General features: G+C 60.0%; 15 protein-coding genes. 6 read left to right on the top strand and 9 right to left on the bottom strand.

What is annotated here, in order from left to right; all coding sequences use genetic code 11:
* Window positions 1-15: 15 nt before the first annotated feature.
* Together ACYVIS_RS00075 and ACYVIS_RS00070 are read right to left on the bottom strand one after the other, a co-directional pair.
* A complete protein-coding gene (locus ACYVIS_RS00075; protein ID WP_232741763.1) occupies window positions 16-1,194 on the bottom strand; it encodes an isovaleryl-CoA dehydrogenase in 1,179 nt (392 codons plus the stop codon).
* Window positions 1,195-1,313: 119 nt separating this feature from the next.
* Entirely contained in the window at window positions 1,314-1,724 is a 411-nt protein-coding gene (locus ACYVIS_RS00070) for a MerR family transcriptional regulator (RefSeq protein ID WP_232741762.1), read from the bottom strand.
* An 87-nt stretch (window positions 1,725-1,811) separates the two neighbouring features.
* On the opposite strand from ACYVIS_RS00070, the gene ACYVIS_RS00065 reads away from it, so the two are divergent.
* Entirely contained in the window at window positions 1,812-2,882 is a 1,071-nt protein-coding gene (locus ACYVIS_RS00065) for an MBL fold metallo-hydrolase (protein WP_460872916.1), read from the top strand.
* A gap of 89 nt (window positions 2,883-2,971) precedes the next feature.
* On the opposite strand, the gene ACYVIS_RS00060 is transcribed toward ACYVIS_RS00065, so the two are convergent.
* Window positions 2,972-3,598 (bottom strand): LysE family translocator, encoded by a 627-nt coding sequence (locus ACYVIS_RS00060; RefSeq protein ID WP_232741760.1) that lies wholly within the window; start codon window positions 3,596-3,598, stop codon window positions 2,972-2,974.
* Window positions 3,599-3,713: 115 nt separating this feature from the next.
* On the opposite strand from ACYVIS_RS00060, the gene metC reads away from it, so the two are divergent.
* Window positions 3,714-4,913 carry a cystathionine beta-lyase gene (gene metC / locus ACYVIS_RS00055; protein WP_232741759.1) on the top strand — a complete coding sequence of 400 codons (1,200 nt, stop codon included), beginning with the start codon at window positions 3,714-3,716 and terminating at the stop codon, window positions 4,911-4,913.
* A 198-nt stretch (window positions 4,914-5,111) separates the two neighbouring features.
* On the opposite strand, the gene ACYVIS_RS00050 is transcribed toward metC, so the two are convergent.
* The 4 genes from ACYVIS_RS00050 to ACYVIS_RS00035 all read right to left on the bottom strand — a co-directional run bounded on the left by ACYVIS_RS00050 (window position 5,112) and on the right by ACYVIS_RS00035 (window position 12,173).
* Window positions 5,112-5,747, bottom strand: a complete 636-nt coding sequence (locus ACYVIS_RS00050) for a thiol:disulfide interchange protein DsbA/DsbL (protein WP_460872915.1) — start codon at window positions 5,745-5,747, stop codon at window positions 5,112-5,114.
* Between the two features lie 138 nt (window positions 5,748-5,885).
* Window positions 5,886-6,611, bottom strand: coding sequence for an SPOR domain-containing protein (locus tag ACYVIS_RS00045; RefSeq protein ID WP_460872914.1), 726 nt, complete (start codon window positions 6,609-6,611; stop codon window positions 5,886-5,888).
* A gap of 9 nt (window positions 6,612-6,620) precedes the next feature.
* A complete protein-coding gene (gene argS, locus ACYVIS_RS00040; protein ID WP_460872913.1) occupies window positions 6,621-8,306 on the bottom strand; it encodes an arginine--tRNA ligase in 1,686 nt (561 codons plus the stop codon).
* 153 nt (window positions 8,307-8,459) lie between these two features.
* Complete coding sequence (locus ACYVIS_RS00035; RefSeq protein ID WP_232741755.1) at window positions 8,460-12,173, bottom strand: phospholipase effector Tle1 domain-containing protein; 3,714 nt, start codon at window positions 12,171-12,173, stop codon at window positions 8,460-8,462.
* Between the two features lie 98 nt (window positions 12,174-12,271).
* Between ACYVIS_RS00035 and ACYVIS_RS00030 the strand changes: the two genes are divergently transcribed.
* Complete coding sequence (locus ACYVIS_RS00030; protein ID WP_232741754.1) at window positions 12,272-12,613, top strand: DUF1840 domain-containing protein; 342 nt, start codon at window positions 12,272-12,274, stop codon at window positions 12,611-12,613.
* Between the two features lie 97 nt (window positions 12,614-12,710).
* On the opposite strand, the gene leuA is transcribed toward ACYVIS_RS00030, so the two are convergent.
* Window positions 12,711-14,408: a 2-isopropylmalate synthase gene (leuA, locus tag ACYVIS_RS00025; protein ID WP_232741753.1), complete on the bottom strand. Its 1,698-nt coding sequence runs from the start codon at window positions 14,406-14,408 to the stop codon at window positions 12,711-12,713.
* A 269-nt stretch (window positions 14,409-14,677) separates the two neighbouring features.
* The gene (locus ACYVIS_RS00020) at window positions 14,678-15,247 is read right to left on the bottom strand and encodes a hypothetical protein (RefSeq protein ID WP_460872911.1); all 570 of its coding nucleotides are present in this window, start codon (window positions 15,245-15,247) and stop codon (window positions 14,678-14,680) included.
* Here ACYVIS_RS00020 and rpoN point away from each other — a divergent pair.
* The 3 genes from rpoN (at window position 15,246) to bfr (ending at window position 17,915) form a co-directional block, all read left to right on the top strand.
* On the top strand, window positions 15,246-16,661 hold the full coding sequence (gene rpoN / locus ACYVIS_RS00015; RefSeq protein WP_232741751.1) for an RNA polymerase factor sigma-54: 1,416 nt from the start codon (window positions 15,246-15,248) through the stop codon (window positions 16,659-16,661). The two genes, ACYVIS_RS00020 and rpoN, sit on opposite strands and share 2 nt — an antisense overlap.
* A 99-nt stretch (window positions 16,662-16,760) precedes the next feature.
* On the top strand, window positions 16,761-17,039 hold the full coding sequence (locus ACYVIS_RS00010) for a (2Fe-2S)-binding protein (protein ID WP_232741750.1): 279 nt from the start codon (window positions 16,761-16,763) through the stop codon (window positions 17,037-17,039).
* A 405-nt stretch (window positions 17,040-17,444) separates the two neighbouring features.
* Complete coding sequence (gene bfr, locus ACYVIS_RS00005; RefSeq protein ID WP_460872910.1) at window positions 17,445-17,915, top strand: bacterioferritin; 471 nt, start codon at window positions 17,445-17,447, stop codon at window positions 17,913-17,915.
* Window positions 17,916-18,026 lie beyond the last annotated feature (111 nt).

Genomic DNA, 18,026 nt, shown 5'->3' with positions numbered 1-18,026 from the left:
CGCTTGCTGCGCGAGTCAGCTCGTTTCGTTGAACAGTTCACGTCCGATCAGCATACGCCGGATTTCACTGGTTCCGGCTCCAATTTCGTACAGCTTTGCGTCGCGCCAGAGGCGGCCGGTAGGATACTCGTTGATATATCCGTTGCCTCCCAGAATCTGTATGCCTTCGCCGGCCATCCAGGTGGCTTTCTCGGCGCAATACAGAATGACGGCGGCGCAATCCTTGCGCACTTCGCGGACATGGCCGCTGCCCAGGCGATCCAGATTTTTCCCTACCGCGTAACAGAAGGCGCGGCAGGCTTGCAGAGTCGTGTAGAGATCGGCCACCTTGCCCTGTATCAGCTGGAATTCGCCTATGGCCTGGCCAAACTGCTTGCGGTCGTGAATGTAGGGCACGACGACATCCATGACCGCCTGCATGATGCCCAGCGGCCCTCCGGCCAGAACCGCGCGCTCGTAGTCGAGGCCGCTCATGAGTACCTTGACGCCGCCGTTGAGCTCGCCCAGGATGTTTTCCTGCGGTACTTCGCAATTTTCGAATACCAGCTCGCCGGTATGGCTGCCGCGCATTCCCAGCTTGTCGAGTTTTTGCGCCACTGAAAAACCCTTGAAGCCCTTTTCGACGATAAAGGCAGTGATGCCTCGCTGTTTGGCGGCGGGATCGGTTTTGGCATAAACCACCAGCGTATCGGCGTCCGGCCCATTGGTGATCCACATTTTGGTGCCGTTGAGCACGTAGTGGTCGCCCTTTTTGTCGGCGCGCAGCTTCATGCTGACCACGTCCGAACCGGCGCCCGGCTCGCTCATTGCCAGAGCCCCCACATGTTCGCCCGAGATCAGTTTGGGCAGGTATTTCCGTTTTTGAGCCTCGCTGCCGTTGCGGTGCAGCTGATTGACGCAAAGATTGGAGTGGGCGCCGTAGGACAGGGCGATCGAGGCGCTGGCGCGCGAAATTTCTTCCATGACGATCATGTGCGCCAGATAGCCCATGTTTGTGCCGCCATAGGCCTCGCCGACTGTCATGCCCAGGAGGCCCAGATCGCCGAACTTGCGCCACAGGTCCATGGGGAATTGATCACTGCGATCGGCCTCGGCGGCGCGCGGCGCGATCTCGGCCTGGGCGAAGCTATGCACCGCATCGCGCAGCATGTCCAGGTCTTGCCCCAGGTCGAAATTCAGGCCAGGAAGGTTCATTGTCGTCTCCGGTATCTTGGGTCAGAGGTCAAATTATGCGCGTAACCGCGGCGAGCTTGGCGATCCCGAGCGTAAAAGTCTATTTATATTACGTTTACGTAAACGTAAACTATAAGGGCTTACCCTGATTTGCTTGACTGGGCCGGATTCCGGTCGTGTCTGGCGAGCAGGGTTTCGCAATTTTCCTGTTGCAGTCGAATCTCGGCCAGGGTTTCTTCCAGGTCGAGTTGCTGCTGTTCCAGAATAGTGCGATGGCGTTCGAGCACGGCCATGTAGTGGCGCAACTGGGCAGTGGTGTCGCCCGGGCTGTCGTACATATCGATCAGGCTGCAGATTTCCGCCAGTTGCAGGCCCAGGCGTTTGCCGCGCAATGCCAGTTTGAGGCGGGTGCGGTCGCGCGCATGGTACACGCGATTGCGGCCGTCCCTGCTGGGGCTGACGATACCCTGATCTTCGTAGAACCGAATCGTGCGCGGCGTGATCGAGAATTCGTGGGCGAGTTCGGAGATGGTCCAGGTGGGTGAGGTCATGGTTGTACTGGCCGTTTACGTTAACGTAAATTATGATGCCATAATATGCCGCAGAAGCCTATACAAGCTTAGGTATGGAGGCCGTCGATGAATCCGAACGAACAGAAACTTACTTATCCGTGGGGCGAAGAGCAGCCGGCCCCGGGCGAGGCCCTGGCCGTCGCCGACGGGGTCCGATGGATACGCATGCCGCTGCCTTTCGCGCTCGATCACATCAATCTGTGGCTGTTGCGCGATGAGATCGACGGCCGCCAGGGATGGACGATCGTCGATTGCGGCATATCGCGCGACGAGGTCAAGGTGCTCTGGGAGCGGGTGTTTGAAAATGCGCTGGATGGCCTGCCGGTTTTGCGCGTTGTGGTGACGCACATGCACCCGGATCATGTGGGCCTGGCCTACTGGCTGTGCGAGCGCTGGAATGCGCCATTGTGGATGACCATGACCGATTATGCGATAGCGCGCTTATGGTCGCGGCCGGCTATCGACAACTCGGCGGCCGGTGGCCCGGGAGGGCAGGCGGCGGTCGAGCATTTCATCCGGCACGGTCTGGCCGACCCGCAGGCCCAGGAGAAAATTCGCCAGCGCGCCAATTATTATCCGGGAATGGTGCCCGCGGTCCCGGCGCGTTTCCGCCGGATCATGGATGGCAATCGCATTTCGATAGGCGGGCGCGACTGGCGCGTGATTACCGGTTACGGGCATGCGCCGGAACATGCGTCCTTGTATTGCGATACGCTGAAAATTCTGATTTCGGGCGATATGGTACTGCCGCGCATTTCAACCAATATCAGTGTGTTCGATTACGAACCCGATGCCAATCCACTGCCTATGTATCTGAATTCGCTGCGCAAGTACGATGCGCTGCCCGAGGATACTCTGGTCCTGCCGTCGCATGGCCGGCCTTTCAAAGGCTTGCATGAACGGGTGGCGCAGCAGCTGGCGCATCATGCCGAGCGGCTCGACGAGGTGCTGGATGCCTGTGCCACGCCGCTCAGCACGGCCGACGTGGTGCCTCTGATGTTCAAGCGCAAGCTGGATTCGCATCAGCTTACGTTTGCGATGGGAGAGGCGCTGGCTCATTTGCATGCGCTGTTTTTCGAGGGCAAGCTTCGGCGTGAAACGGGTGCCGATGGCGTGATTCGGTTTACGCGAATGTAGGAGTATCCATCGCGGCGCGGGTTCGTAGGGGTCGTCCTTGGTGACCACCGCAGACAAATTCGAGCGTGCCCATCACTTCGGCGGCGGTTTCAGCGGCTGGAGAAGGCCAGTTTCAGCGCCAGTCCCAGGAATACCACGCCGGCGAATCGATTCAGCAGGCGCTGGGCTTTGGGCGAATTTTGCACGCGGTCGCCAAAGACGCCAGAAAAGAATGCGATACAGCCGAATACGATCAGGGCGGCCAGCATGAACAGCGCGCCCAGCTGCAGTGTCTGGAGCGCGACCGAGCCGCGCTCCGGCGATGTGAACTGGGGCAGAAAGGCCAGGAAAAACAGTGATACCTTGGGATTGGTCAGGTTCATGATGATGCCGCGGCGGTAAAGTTTTCCATTGGATAGCCGCGGGATTTTTGCGTGCGAGGAAAGATGCCCTCGAGCCCTGAATGCACCCCAGGCCAGATAAACCAGATAGGCGGCGCCGGCCAGTTTCAAGGCGGTGAAGGCGGCGGCCGAGGCGGCAAAGATTGCCGCCAGGCCGATGGCCACGGCCACGGTATGGCCCACCAGCCCGGTACATAAGCCCAGCACCACCAGCATGCCCGAGGCGCGGCCCCACATGGCCGACTGCATCAGTACGAACAGATTGTCGGGGCCCGGGGCCAGGGCCAGCAAAAGGGCGATGCCAAAAAAAGACAGTGCGATTTGGTAGGTCAGCATGATTGAACTTGGCGGGTTGGGTTAAGAAAGAGCGGGCTGCCGGCTCTGGCAGCTTGAATATATGTTAGCTTTAGCGAATCGAATTTCACTGTTTCGACAACACCCACAAAATATCATGGCCAATACTTCGACCCCCGCACACCTGGATACCTTGCTGCAACACTCGGGCATTGCCGAGTTTAATCCCAAAACCGGGGCGGCTCCGGTTGCCCTGCCTTCGATGCGCACCAGCACGGTACGGTTTTCTTCGCTCGCCGCGCTTGAGCAGGCGCAGGCCAGCAAGGCCAAAGGCGAACGTACCGTCACGTACGGAAGAGTGGGCATGGACACTCACGCTGCGCTTGAACAGGTTTTTTGCGAGCTGGAGGGAGCGAGCCGAAGTTTCCTGGCGCCTTCAGGCCTGTCGGCCATTACCCTGGCCCTGTTTGCCTTGCTCAACAGCGGCGAGCATGTGCTGGCGGCCGATTGCGTGTATGGCCCGGTGCGCCATCTGGACAAGACCGTGTTGCAGCGCATGGACATACAGGTCAGCTACTGCCGTGCCACGCCCGAAGCCCTGGCGGCGCAACTGCGGCCCAATACGCGCGTGCTCTACATAGAGTCGCCTGGGTCCCTGTTGTTCGAGATGCTCGATATTCCTGCGTTGGCCGATTTCGCCAGGCAGCATGGCTTGATTCTGGTCACCGACAACACTTGGGGCTCAGGCTACATTTATCGTCCGCTCGATTTGGGGGCTCATGTCTCGGTGGTGGCCGGCACGAAATATGTGGGCGGCCACTCGGACTTGATGCTGGGAGCAGTCATGGCCCGTGATCCGGCAATTGTGCAGCGGATCAATGAAACCCACTATGCCATGGGGTATTCGATCAGTGCCGACGATGCCTGGCTTGCCTTGCGGGGCGCGCGAACCTTGCCGATACGCATGCGCCAGCATGCCGCGCATGCCCTGCGGGTTTGTGAATTCCTGGCCAGCCGCCCCGAGGTCGGGCGTATTTATCATCCCGCCCTGCCGTCGGATCCAGGCCACGCGATCTGGCAGCGCGATTGCACCGGTTCCAATGGCATGATGGCTGTGGAGCTTAAGCTGGGTGCGGCCGCGGCGCGAGCGTTTGTCGATGCGTTGACGCTGTTCAGCATTGGATTTTCGTGGGGCGGCTTCGAAAGCCTGGTGCAACTGGTGGACCATGGCCCCCTGGCCGCCCACGGGTACTGGACGAAAGGCGCCAATGCCGTGGTGCGTTTGCATATCGGCCTGGAGTCGCCGGACGACCTGATCACCGACTTGGCCCAGGCGCTGGCTAAAGCGCAGGGGTGATTGCGGCGTACGATCATCCAGGAATTTAGCGTGTTCTTTAGACGACGCGGGGGTGGCGGCCCAGGCGGGGTGGAGCTCGCATCGTCCGGTCCAGGCTGCGGCCGCGGCGGACTCAAGCTCGCTCACCCCGCCTGGGCCGCCACCCCCGCTTGAGGCGGAAGTGTTGCGTTAAAGAAGAAAGCCTGTTTTCAAGAATGCTTATTTTTTCGTGGCCATTTCGACCAGCTTTTGCGCTTCCTGGATGGTGCCTTCATAGCTTTGGGTCATGGACGGCGATGTCACGTATTTGCCGGCCACGGAAATGCTGGGAGTGCCTTCGATCTGGTAGCTTTTGGCCAGTTCGTTGGCGCGGGTGACTTTGGACTGAATACCGAAGGACGTGAACACGGCTTCGAATTTTGCGCGGTCTACGCCTTGGCTGACGATCCAGTCGGTAATGGCTTTCTGGTCGTATATGGGCTTGTGTTCTTCATGTATGGCTTTGAATACGGCGGCGTGGAGATCCAGGCGATTCATGGCGACGAGCGTGTAGTACAGCTTTTGCAGATCGGCCATGCTGGCGTTGAAGGCAACGGGGACGGCATGGAAAACCACATTGGGCGGAAGCGTCTTGACCCATTTCTCTACCATGGGCTCGATGGCATTGCAGTGCGGGCAAGTATAGGCAAAGAATTCCAGCACTTCGATTTTATCGGGCGTGTCGGAGGGCTGGGCCTGGTCGAGCGTAACGTACAGGCTGCTGGCGTCGGCGGCATGGGAAAGGGGGGTGAACAGGGCGCCAGAACCTATGGTGATGACTGCCATTGCTCGTAGAAAAAGATTTTTTAGCGACATGGTTTCGTAATCCAGGACAAATCAGAAAATTAAGACAGCAAAGACTGCGACAAGTTCAGGGAAGCCTCGCGACAGGCCCGGTAATCGCAACAATTCTGAACAGTGCAGCGATAAATCTAAACGGCACACGCAGCCCGTTTACTGGCGCATGACCGCCGACGCGATTTTTTCTTCGCCAAGCCGCGCACGCGACCGGTTCATTTCATCTATACCTTTAAATGGCCCGACTCGCACCCGGTTGATGGTTGATCCGTTGACCTGGGCCTTCTGGACTTCGGCGGGCAGGCCCAGGAGAAGAATCTGTGCCTTGACGGCTTCGGCATCGCTATTGGAATGAAATGCGCCCGCCTGCAGATAATAAATCGTCTGGGTGTTGGCCGGAGGTGCCGCTTTGGCTGCGGGTGCGGGCTTGAACTCGGGCGCGGCGGCGGATGCTCGGCCGGCTGCGGGGGCCGTGTGTGGCGTTGCGGGCTTGGCCGCCTGGGGTTTGCTGTTGTCGGTCAGCGTGGCAATCAATTTGCTGATGTTGTCGTTGGCCGCCGGTGCCGCCGGCTTGCCCGCAACCTGGGGAGCGTTATTGGGCAAGGGCAGGGGTGTGGTATTCATGGGTCCGGTCGGTACTGCGCCAGCTACGCCGTCCTTGCCGTACAGGCCAATATTGGGATCGGGTGCATCTTTGACATCGGGCAGCAGGGTTTGCGCCGGATCGCGAGTGGCGTGATCCACGAAGGGCATGGGTGCGCGGACCACGAAGACGGCTACACCCGCTGCGAGGGCGAGGCCTATGATGAGTCCGGCCAGCATCCCGAACAGAGTGCTGCCCCCGGACCTGGAGTTTGATGATTTGCGAGTGGAACGTGCCATGGAAGCGGATTACATCCTTTCGGGGGCGGATACCCCGAGTAGCGCCAGGCCGCTGGCGATCACCTGGCGGGTGGTATGCGCCAGGCGCAGGCGTGCCAGTTTCAGATTAGTATCGTCGACCAGGACGCGCTCGGCGTTGTACCATGCATGGAAATCGGCGGCGCAATCACGCAGCCAGAACGCGACGTGGTGCGGCGCCAGTTCCTGGGCGGCCAGGGTTATCGTATTCGGGTATTCGGCCAGGCGCTGCATCAGGGCGAATTCGGTCGGAGCCGTGAGCAGGCGCGTGTCGGCGGCGGCAATGTGCGCCGCTTGGTCGCTGGACTGGTTCAGCATCGAACAGATGCGGGCATGAGCGTACTGCACATAGTAAACCGGGTTCTCTTCGTTTTTGGACAGGGCCAGGTCGATATCGAAGACGAATTCGGAATCGGCGCGCCGTTGAATCAGGAAGAATCGTACAGCGTCCTGCCCAACCCAGTCTATCAGGTCGCGCATGGTGACGTAGCTGCCGGCCCGTTTGGAGATTTTTACTTCGACGCCGTCGCGCACGACCTTGACCATTTTATGCAGGATATAGGCTGGGAAGTCTTTGGGAATGCCCAGGCCCAGGCCTTGCAGGCCGGCGCGCACCCGCGCGATCGTGCCGTGATGATCGCTGCCCTGGATGTTGATGGCGCGGTGAAAGCCGCGTTCCCATTTCGCCACGTGGTAGGCGACATCGGGCACGAAATAGGTGTAGCCGCCCTCGGATTTGCGCATGACGCGGTCTTTGTCGTCGCCCGTGCCCAGTTCGGTGGTGCGCAGCCACAGCGCGCCTTCGCTTTCGTAGGTATGGTGGGCCGCAATCAGTTGCTGGACGGTTTTTTCGACGCGGCCGCTGGTGTACAGCGAACTTTCGAGATAGTAGTTATCGAATTTCAGGCTGAAGGCCTGGAGATCCAGGTCTTGTTCGCGGCGCAGGTACGACACGGCAAAGCGGCGTATGTCGTCAAGACTGTCGACGTTTCCGGTGGCTGTGACCGCTATGCCGTCGGAGGCCTGGACTGTGGCGCCTGCCTGGAAGTCCCGGGCAATGTCGAGGATGTAGTCGCCCCGGTAGCCATCGGCGGGGAATTGATCCGAATCGGGCGCGATGCCCCTGGCCCGGGCCTGTACGCTGATGGCCAGATTATCGATTTGATTGCCGGCATCGTTGTAATAGAACTCGCGGGTAACGTCGTAGCCCTGGGCCTTGAACAGGCGGCAGAGCGAATCGCCCAGCGCCGCCTGGCGGGCGTGGCCGACATGCAGCGGGCCGGTCGGGTTGGCCGAGACGAATTCCACCAGGATTTTTTCGCCGGTGGGTGCCAGGGTGCCGTATTCATCGCCCTGGGTCGAGACCTGGGCGATGACAGCCTGGCGGGCCGCGGCGGTCAGGCGGAAATTGATGAAACCAGGGCCGGCGATTTCAGCCGACGCGATCAGCGCCTGGGTGTCCGGCTGGGCCAGTAGCGCCTGGACAATTTGTTGCGCCAGTTCGCGCGGATTGCGTTTGGCTGGCTTGGCGATCTGCATGGCCACATTGGTGGCGATATCGCCATGGGCGGCCACTTTAGGGCGTTCGAGCAGGATATTGGGCGCTGCATCGGGAACGATCTGGGCTACGGCGGCCCGTATCAATGAAATAAGCTGTTTTTGTTGCTCTGGGAGCATAAGGCTTTGTAGTTGGCAAAACAGGGCGGCGGAAGGACCCCGATAGTATTGGAACGGCCGGGCCGCGCACTGCATGTTGCGGCAAAACCGGGAAGGTATAAATGATAGCGTGATTTGCCTTCTGGCGTCCTGAAGCGGAAGGGGGAGGCCCTCTTATACCGGCAAGGCCTGCCAGCCCAATTCGTTTTGCAGCCATTGCGCATAGCCGTCCATATCGACGCTTCCGACTTCGGTGGTATCGCTGCGGCGCCAGTCCTGGATGCGCCGGATGAGCTGTTCGGTGACTTCTCGGCGGGCCCTGCCCAGTTGCGGGTGGTCGTCCTGGTAGGTGAGTTGCGTGGAGCCGTCGGCGGCGTCGACGGCCCGGTCGCCGTTCTGTGCGGAGCGGGCCAGCGCCGAGCGCTGATCGTGCAGGATGGGCTCGGTAATTTCGCGATCCGCCAAGGGCGCGGTATCGAATCGCAGGGAGGCGGCCCGCGCCTGCCACAGCATCCAGTTCAGGGCCACATCGGACAGATCGCCGCGCGAGTTGGGGCGGCCCTCGTCGTCGATGGCCAGGCCTCCGCCGATATCGGCGTGCGCCCCGACAAATGGCGCTTCGATGGTATTGTTTCCGAGGCTGTCGGCCGCGGTCGTGAGCGGAAATAGCCAGCGCCGTTCCTGCAATGCGACGGCATGGGCCACCCACTCCCAGGCGGCGGCGATGCTCAGGTCGTAGCTGGTGTTATGCATGCCCGCCAGGCCGAACTGGGCGACGGTGTCGAACAACCCCATGAATCTCAGGTCGACGCAGGCGCTTATCAGCCCCCTGGCGCTGTCGGTATAGGAAAAAAGGCCGTTCTCGACATATTGGTTGATCTGATTGCCGAAGTGCCGTGCCAGGGCGGCGCCCCGCGAAAATCCCAGGATATCGATGGGTATGGTTTCTCGCAGCAGGCTGGGGCGGGCGAGTTCGTCGAGCAGTGCCTGCCATTGCGCGTCGATAATGCGCGGCGCGTTGTAGGCGGTGATGGCGTCCCAGTCCAGGTAGTTCGGGTTGCCGGGCCCGCTGTGATAAAAAACCGGGCCATCCTGGTACCACTGGCTCATTTTCCAGACATTGGTTTGCGACACGGGACTGTTGCGGGTGCCATCGAAGGCAAACAGCAACAGCCCCAGGGGGTCTGTGTAGCGCTTGGGCCGCTGATTCGCATAGCCCAGCGCCTGGTTGACGGGAATGGGGCCGAGCGGGTCGGGTTCCAGGTATTGGCCCAGGCCGGGCAGGTAAGCGCGCAGGAGGTTGTCGTGCCAGCCGGTGCTTTGATCGGCAATTTGGCCGGGCAGGCGCAAATCGAGCGTCAGGTCGCCGGCGACCCGCGTGGCCGCCCCGGTCGGGCTGTAGGTGGCCAGCCAGCGTATTTTTTGTTGGGCATCGGTGACGACGCGCGGAGCGCCGAGCAGATCGGAATGCACGGCGTACAAGCTTGCCGATGGGACGTCGCCCGCAGTGCCTGGTTCGGCGGAGTAGTCGATGAAACCGACCAGCGCATGTCCGGCATAAATATAGCGGCGGCTGATATGGGACCCTTCGGCCCCCGAGGGTGTGCCGGCGCGCTGGCGGTGGCGGGCTTCGGCCACAAGCTGGTTGTTCCAGTAGAAGTAATCGGTACGACTGCCGGTCGAGATTTTTGCAATGCGCTGGCCAAAGGCATTGTGACGGTAGGTGTCCAGGCGTTTGCCCCGGCGGCTTACAGCGGTCAGGCGCCGATTGGGCCCGTAATGCAAGGCGTAGTCCTGATAGGTCTTGGGCAGCCCACTGGCGTCGCGCTGTATGGAGTGCTTCAGTGTGTGCTGTGGCCGGCCGTGCGCCGCCAGCGAGCCATCGGCATGCCAGGCATACCAGACGGCGGGGTTCGCAAGTTTCCGGGCGCCGGCGAGCCGCGAGCCGGCATCATAGGCGTAATGCCAGGTTTCGGCATGATTTTCCGAAGGCGCATTGTGCCGTTCTTGTTGCAGGCGGCCGTATCGGTCGTAGGACTGATGCTGCGCCCAGATCAGCTCGGTGCCGCGATGCAGGACCAGATCGGTGACGTGCCGCCCGGACAGCAAGCCCTGCAGTTGCAAGCCGTTGCCGTACTGATAGCCGGGTTGTTGCGCCGTGCCGGCGATGACACTGTGCATTTGCTGCCGTGAGTCTTGCCAGTCGATAGCCTGGAGTCGTCCGTGCTTGTCCCAGCGGTAGTGCAAGGCGCCGCCTTCAGGCAAATGATGCCGCGTCAGGCGGTGTTCGCCGTCATAGTCGAATGCTTCGGTGTAACGCACGCGGGGGCCCCAGGCCGGCGACGGGCGTTCGATGCGGCGCTGGGTCAGGCGGCCTTTCGAGTCGTAGCCGCGATATTCGTTTTCGTGGGGATGGTTGATGCGTGCCAGCAGCGGTCCGCTCCAGCCGAGCCGGGTTTTTTGCGTCGTTTCTGCGTTTTTTTGCCGTATCTGAACCGGGCGGCCTGCCGAATCGTAGTCGTATTCCCAGCGGTCGCCATTGGCAAACACCTTTTTCGCGGGACGCCGCCGGGCATCGAACTGCGTGAGTTCGGTGCCGGTCAGGGGCGTGCTCCAGGATGTTCTGTGGCCTGGCTGCTGGTAATGCAGCACCAGTCCGGGCCATCCGGAAGACGGGTTGCCGATCCGTTCGATTGCACCCGAGGCGGATCGGGTGATCGTCATGTCGTTGATTTGCGCGAGACGCCCCTGCGGGTCGTAGCGGGCCTGGCTTTCGGGCGCCGCACATCCGGCGCAGGGAGCGCCCGTGACTTTCAGCAGCACCTGACGCCCGCCTTTCAGTGCGGTATGGAACAGGGTGCGTTGCCCCGCTGTGTTCGTGATTTCGGTGATTCCTTCGCTGTGCGTACCGGCTTGGCTCAGGTAGCGGATGCGCAGTTTGTCCTGGGTGTCTTGCGGACCGCCGCGGATCGACAGGATGGCGCGTCCGCCTGCGTTGTAGGCCCATGTGCGGATGCGTTGGCGGTGTTGCCCGTCGGCCGAGACGAGTTCGATGCCGGTCAGATGGAAAGGGTGGCCCGCCTGCAGCGCGGGTTCGTACAGATAGCGCCGCTGCATGCCGTCGGGCCGGGTGACCCGTTGCAGACGCCATGGGCCGGACGGGCGGGCGCCATCGGTTTGGGCGGGAATGGCTTCATAGTGGTAGTGAAAGGATCCGGCGTGGGTGTCGATTCGGCTTAGGTATGCCCGATTGTTCAGTATTTGGTAAGCGAAATCCAGGCTGGGGCCATGCCCGGCGGTCAGCCTGGAAATAGTGCCGAATTCCGGCCCAGCTGTGTTCCGGCGTTCGATGTCGAGAGTGCGCCCTTTTGTAAATAGTATGCGGATCAGGCGCCCGTGGCGGTCAAAATGATTTTGCTGACCGTTGGGCCATGTCCAGATCCATTGCTGTGCCTGGGCCTGCAGGGTGCCATGTCGCGTGCGTTCAGGCCCCGTATGGGTGAACGTGATGCGGCTGCCGTCGGCCTGTATGATTTGCCAGCGGCCGCCCGCGTGAAACAGGCGCGTGTCGTAGGATAGGGCCCAGCCCGGCCCCAGCGCAGAATCGCGGCGGTCCAGCGAGTTGTAGTGGCGTCGCAGTTCCAGTTCGGGGGCATGGCGGCTGGCGGGAAGATCGATTTCTTGCTGGTACTTATTGCCGGTGACCAGATGAATGGGGTTGCCGACGCCCAGGTTCAGGCCTGGTTCGTTGTTGCCGGGCAGCGTTGCGATGCCGCCCTGCGCGCAAGGTTCGCCCAGCGCCGACGGGCCGCAGGTCGTTTGCGCCCACGCAGGGATGCCGGCCGACAGCGCAAGCAGAAATAAAAATGCCCGGGAGTGCCGTGCCATGACGCTCTCCGCTAAAATGGAAAGCATTCATATTGCTGCTTGGCAGTCTATGAAAGATCAGGTAGTGTATCCATGTGTCCATTGAGGGAAACCGAAGCATGTTAGTTGTTTTTTATTCCAAGGCTGCGGCTGAAGTGCTCATGTTTGAAAAGCATGCGCTTCCCATATTGCAGGCGGCCGGCAAACCCTACATCGACACTTTGCCCGAGCGTGGCGTCATTACGCGCGACCAGCTCAGTTCGGCGATTGCCGGCATCGAAAATGCGATTGCGACCGATACCGAGTCGGAATTCTCCGACGACGATCACAGCGACTCCAGAGAGCACCCCATTGCGCAGGCCGTGAGCTTTCGCCGTCGTGCCTGGCCCTTGCTGGCCATGCTCAAACTGTCGCGCGAGCATAATACCGATGTTTTATGGGAGCCTGCCCCCAAGTGGTAAGAGCCGCGTAGTGCCGCGCCCGGCCGTCGCGGCCGGACTTCTTTGCACGCGTCCGGTGGCCAATGCCACCGGATCCCGCTTGCGAACGATTCCCGATTTAAGCCAGCAGCACCTCGGCGGCCTGGTCGACCGTTGCCGAGTGGCGGTTGACGGCAGTCAGGATCGCCAGAAACGAGGCCGTAACGATGTCGCGGTGTATTCCCACGCCGAAGCCTGTTGCTGAATCGCCCACCCGCAATTCCACATAGGATGCGGCGCGTGTGTCGGTACCGGTGCCGATGGCATGCTCGTGATAGTCCATGATGCGTATGGGCAGGTTCAGGGCATCGACGAAAGCGGCAATGGCCCCGTCGCCTTTGCCGACCAGATGACGCACTTCGCCATTTTCTTCGATCTCGGCTTCGATGCTGAATTGTTGCCCGGCATTCGCCTTGGGATCGCCGGTAATGCGATGGCGGATTAATTTCAGGGGATGTTCCTGCTCGAGGTATTCCCTGCTGAAAATATCGTAGACCGCCGCGGCCGTGACTTCGGCGCCGGTTTCGTCGGTGACGCGCTGGATGGCGCGGCTGAATTCGATTTGCAGGCGCCGCGGCAGGGTCAGGCCGTGCTCTTGTTCGAGCAGGTACGAAACGCCCCCCTTGCCCGACTGGCTATTGACGCGGATGACCGCATCGTAGCTGCGGCCCAGGTCGGCCGGATCGATGGGCAGATAAGGGACTTCCCACAAGGCATCGGGCTGCTGCAGCGCAAAGCCTTTTTTGATGGCGTCCTGGTGGGAGCCTGAAAATGCCGTGAATACCAGATCGCCCGCATAAGGATGGCGGGGATGAACCGGCAATTGGTTGCAGTACTCGACACAGCGGCGCACTTCATCGATATCCGAGAAGTCCAGTCCCGGATGTATGCCCTGTGTATAAAGATTGAGCGCCAGCGTAACCAGATCGACGTTGCCGGTACGCTCTCCGTTGCCGAACAGGCAGCCTTCAATACGGTCGGCGCCAGCCATCACGGCAAATTCGGCAGCCGCCACGGCGGTGCCGCGGTCGTTATGGGGATGGACGCTCAGCACAACGCTGTCGCGGCGGTCCAGGTTTTTATGCATCCATTCGATCTGGTCGGCATACAGATTGGGCGTGGTGGCCTCGATGGTGGCGGGCAGATTGAAAATGATTTTCGATTCAGGCGTGGGCTGCCAGACTTCGCCGACGGCGTTGCAGACTTCCAGTGCGAATTCCGGCTCGGTCGTGCTGAATACTTCAGGCGAATATTCATAGCGCCATTGGGTTTCGGGGTGCTGCTTCGTGTATTCCTTGATAAGCCGTGTGCCGTTGACCGCAACCTCTTTGATCTGGTCTTTGCTCATGTTGAAGACGATCTTGCGGAATGCTGGAGCGCATGCGTTGTACATATGCACAATGGCTTGCTTGGCACCGGCTGCCGATTCGACCGTGCGGCGTATCAATTCGTCGCGCGACTGGGTCAGGACAATGATCGTGACGTCGTCCGGGATACGGTGCTCGTCGACCAGTTTGCGCACAAAATCGAAATCGGTTTGCGAGGCCGAAGGAAAACCGACCTCGATTTCCTTGAAGCCGATTTTCAGAAGCTGCTCGAAGAAACGCAGCTTGCGTTCCACGCTCATGGGTTCGATCAGGGACTGGTTGCCATCGCGCAAATCGGTGCTCATCCAGATAGGGGGATGAGTGATGCGTTTGCTGGGCCAGGTTCGCTCCGAGAACTCACGGGCGAACGGACTGAATGGACGGTATTTGTCTGAGGGGGTGGAAAGCATATTGCACCTATTTAGCAAAATCTACAGCCATGGTCACCAGGATGCGGAATTAATGAATTCGGGCGCGTCGAATGTACTGGTGACGGAAAATGCGTGGCGTGAGGGCTGCCGAACTGCCACAGGACGCTAGGTCCGGCAACCGATCGGTAGTAGCAGCGATAGCGTGATAGCCAGGAGACGGGAACCCGCGACGCTACCCGCAGCGCAGCTGCGAGTATTTGTCTTGAGAGAAAAAATACGTGGTTCCATCCCGCTAGTCGACCATATTTTTATGAAGATTGCAAGTTTTTGCCATCGGAGGCAGCGGGAGTTTTTGCATCGAGGGCCAGCGCGTGCTCGCGCGCCAGATTGATTTTTGCGGCGCGGCGCGCCCGCAATTCCCGCGCCGTATGTTGTAAATCGCCAACGCTGACGGGATCGCGGCGATCGTGCCAGGCCCAGCGCAAAACCTCTTTGGCGGGTTCGGAGAGCTGTGTGACGAGTTCGTCGAACATTTCGGCGCTGACCAGCTTGCTGCGCACCTGACGCTGGCTGCTGCGTACGAAGCGGTACAGAAAATAGGCAATAATGAGGGTGCAAAGCGCCACCACCGCCCACCAGAAGAAGGGGTTGTATTGTTTCAGCAGTTCCACGGCTTGCGGCCCGAATGCGTGCAATCCCGAGTAATCAATACCGTGGCCAAAGGCCACCAGACGGTTAAGAAGGTCGTACCAGACAAGCGCAACCACGGCGATGACGACCGTGCAGATGATTTTTTGCGTGGCCGTAAGCTTGAGCAGGGCGTTGCGCAGCAAGGAGTCGTCGTGACGAGTGGGTTGTGGTGTTGAATTCTGTTTCATGCAAAATATTGTACCTATGCAATCGCGCCAGTCCCTAGAACTTCGTCATCATCAGCAATTGACGCTGACCCCTCAGCTGCAGCAATCGATTCGATTCCTGCAGCTATCGGCGCAAGATCTGGAAAATGAAATCGCCCAGGCAATGTTGGACAACCCCTTGCTTGAACGGCAGGAAGAGTATGACATTGATACGGCCGATGCGGAACCCGGCGAGCCCGACTCGCCGCGCGAGGACTGGTCATTGTTGGCTTTACCCAACCGCGGCGACGACCCTGACGGCGAACCGACGCGGCCCGAGGCGGCGCAGGCGGAAACCCTGCAGCAGCATTTATTGCGCCAACTGCATCTGACGCGGGCGCTACCCAGGGATATCGCGCTGGTAACGCTGTTGATCGAGGAACTGGACGAAAATGGCTACTTGCTGTCGTCCCTGGAGGAAATCGCAGCCTGTTTGCCGCCCGAGATCGAAATCGATGCCGATGAACTGGCCACAGCCTTGAGCTTGCTGCAGTCCTTTGATCCTCCCGGAGTAGGCGCGCGGTCGCTGGCAGACTGCCTGTTGTTGCAAATGGATCAGTCCGAGGCCGTAAAAGGGTGCGATGCGTCCGTAGTGGCTTGCGCCCGCCAACTGGCCCGGCGGCATCTCGATTTGCTGGCGTCGGGCAATTTGGGCAAATTGTGCGAGGCCCTGTCCTGCACTCACGAGACCCTCAGCCGGGCGCATCGCGTGCTCCTGGCGCTGGAACCCAGGCCAGGACGCGCCTGGGCAAGCTCGCTGGCCGATTATGTCAACCCCGACGTGCTGGTGCGTAAAGTCAGGAATCGATGGCTGGCGAGCCTGAATCCCGCGGTAATGCCCCGCTTGCGCGTCAATGCCCAGTACGAGCACTGGCTGGCCCGGGAGCAGGGCCGCGGCCTGCTGCACGAGCAATTGCAGCAGGCCTACGGATTGATCAAGAGCGTTGGCCAGCGGTTCGAGACGATTTTGCGCGTGACGCAAGCCATAGTCGATCGGCAGCAGGAGTTTTTCGAGCAGGGCATGCAAGGCATGCGCCCCCTGCTGTTGCGCGATATCGCCGACGAACTCGCGATGCACGAGTCGACTGTGTCGCGAGCCACCCGGCAGAAATATGTGACGACGCCCTGGGGCGTTTTCGAACTGAAACGTTTTTTCGGCGCTGCGTTGGGCACCGATGACGGCACGGCCACTTCGGCGGCGGCTGTACGGTCCCTGATCCTCAAGCTGGTGTCCGAGGAATCGGGCAAAAAGCCTCTGTCCGATAGCCAGATAGCGCTCAGGCTGAATGAGCAGGGCGTTGTGATTGCGCGCCGTACGGTGGCGAAATACCGCGAGGCGGCGGGCATAGAGCCAGCCTCGCTGCGTAAGGCCAGGGCCTCCCTGGAGCTGCGTTAGGCAGGTTCGCGGCGCTGGCCTGAGGCCTGTCAGCAACAGTGAGTCAAAAGAATCCAGCCAGGATTGATTTTTTTTGTATCTTGGATGATAATTATTCTCATGTTCATTTGTATCTGCAACGGAATCACCGAGCGTCATGTTCAATCGGCAGTAGCCGAAGGGGCCAGCACGCTTTCCGACCTTCAAGCCCGACTTGGGGTGGCGACCTGCTGCGGTTGCTGCGCCGAAGCCGCCGCTGAATACCTGCCGGGCGGGCGCCATGCAGGACACGCCGCCAGCGAACATGGTCTGGGGGCGGGTGCGCTGGTGGGTGCCGCGGCTAACGACTCTACCGCAGATACCTCCGTATTGATCGAAGTCGTGGCCCGCCGCGCCTGATTTGCCTGTCGGCGCCTGGCCGGATCTTCCTTCTGGAGAACTACGGTTCCCGTGGTTTTAAACACAAGTAGTTACAATAAAAATGGCCCGCCGCAACGAACGCATTGCGAGGCTGGCCGCGACGTCATTCAGCCATAATTCAGACACGGATTCGCGCTTCGCGCGCGCGGCAGGTGCCAGCAGGCTTGTTTCCGCCGCCATTTCTTGTTGATTCACACCAACAAATTAAATCATTTGCATTTACATCAAGATTCGTCTTGCAAGGCTCGACGGACGGTTTCAGGCGCGCTCCGCCAATGAAAATATCGTGTCAGCGTGGTAGGCTTACATCGGTACAGACCATTAGCGTCGCAGGCGTATCCAGCTGTTGGCGGGCGCTCGACCGACTGATTCAGGAGCATGGCCATGAAAGGCGATAAAACCGTTATCCAGTATCTCAATAAACAACTTAAAAACGAATTAAGCGCCATCAATCAGTACTTCCTGCATTCGCGCATGCTGCGCCATTGGGGGCTGAACAAACTGGGCAAGCACGAATACGAAGAGTCGATTGGCGAAATGAAGCATGCCGATCGCCTGATCGAACGGGTTTTGATGCTTGACGGCTTGCCCAATCTGCAAGACTTGCACAAGCTCCTGATAGGCGAGAATGTGCCGGAAATACTCAAGTGCGATCACACGCTGGAATCCGGCGCTCAGGAAACCGTGAAGGAAGCCATGGCGTACTGTGAGTCGGTGCGCGATTTTGTGTCGCGCGATTTGTTCCAGGACATACTCAACGATACCGAGGAGCACATCGACTGGCTCGAGACGCAAATCGAGCTCGTCGATCAAGTAGGGTTGCAGAATTATCTGCAATCTCAGATGGATGAGTAGCTAGAGTATTTTTGGGTTCGAGGTGTTTACGGGATTTGGTGGATTGGTAGCTTTGGTATTTAAAGACGCCGTCTATCGGGGCTTGGGGCCAGGCCCGGCACGGCGTGCTTC

The organism is Paralcaligenes ginsengisoli (assembly GCF_054781135.1).
This window is presented reverse-complemented; position numbering and strand designations above follow the sequence as displayed.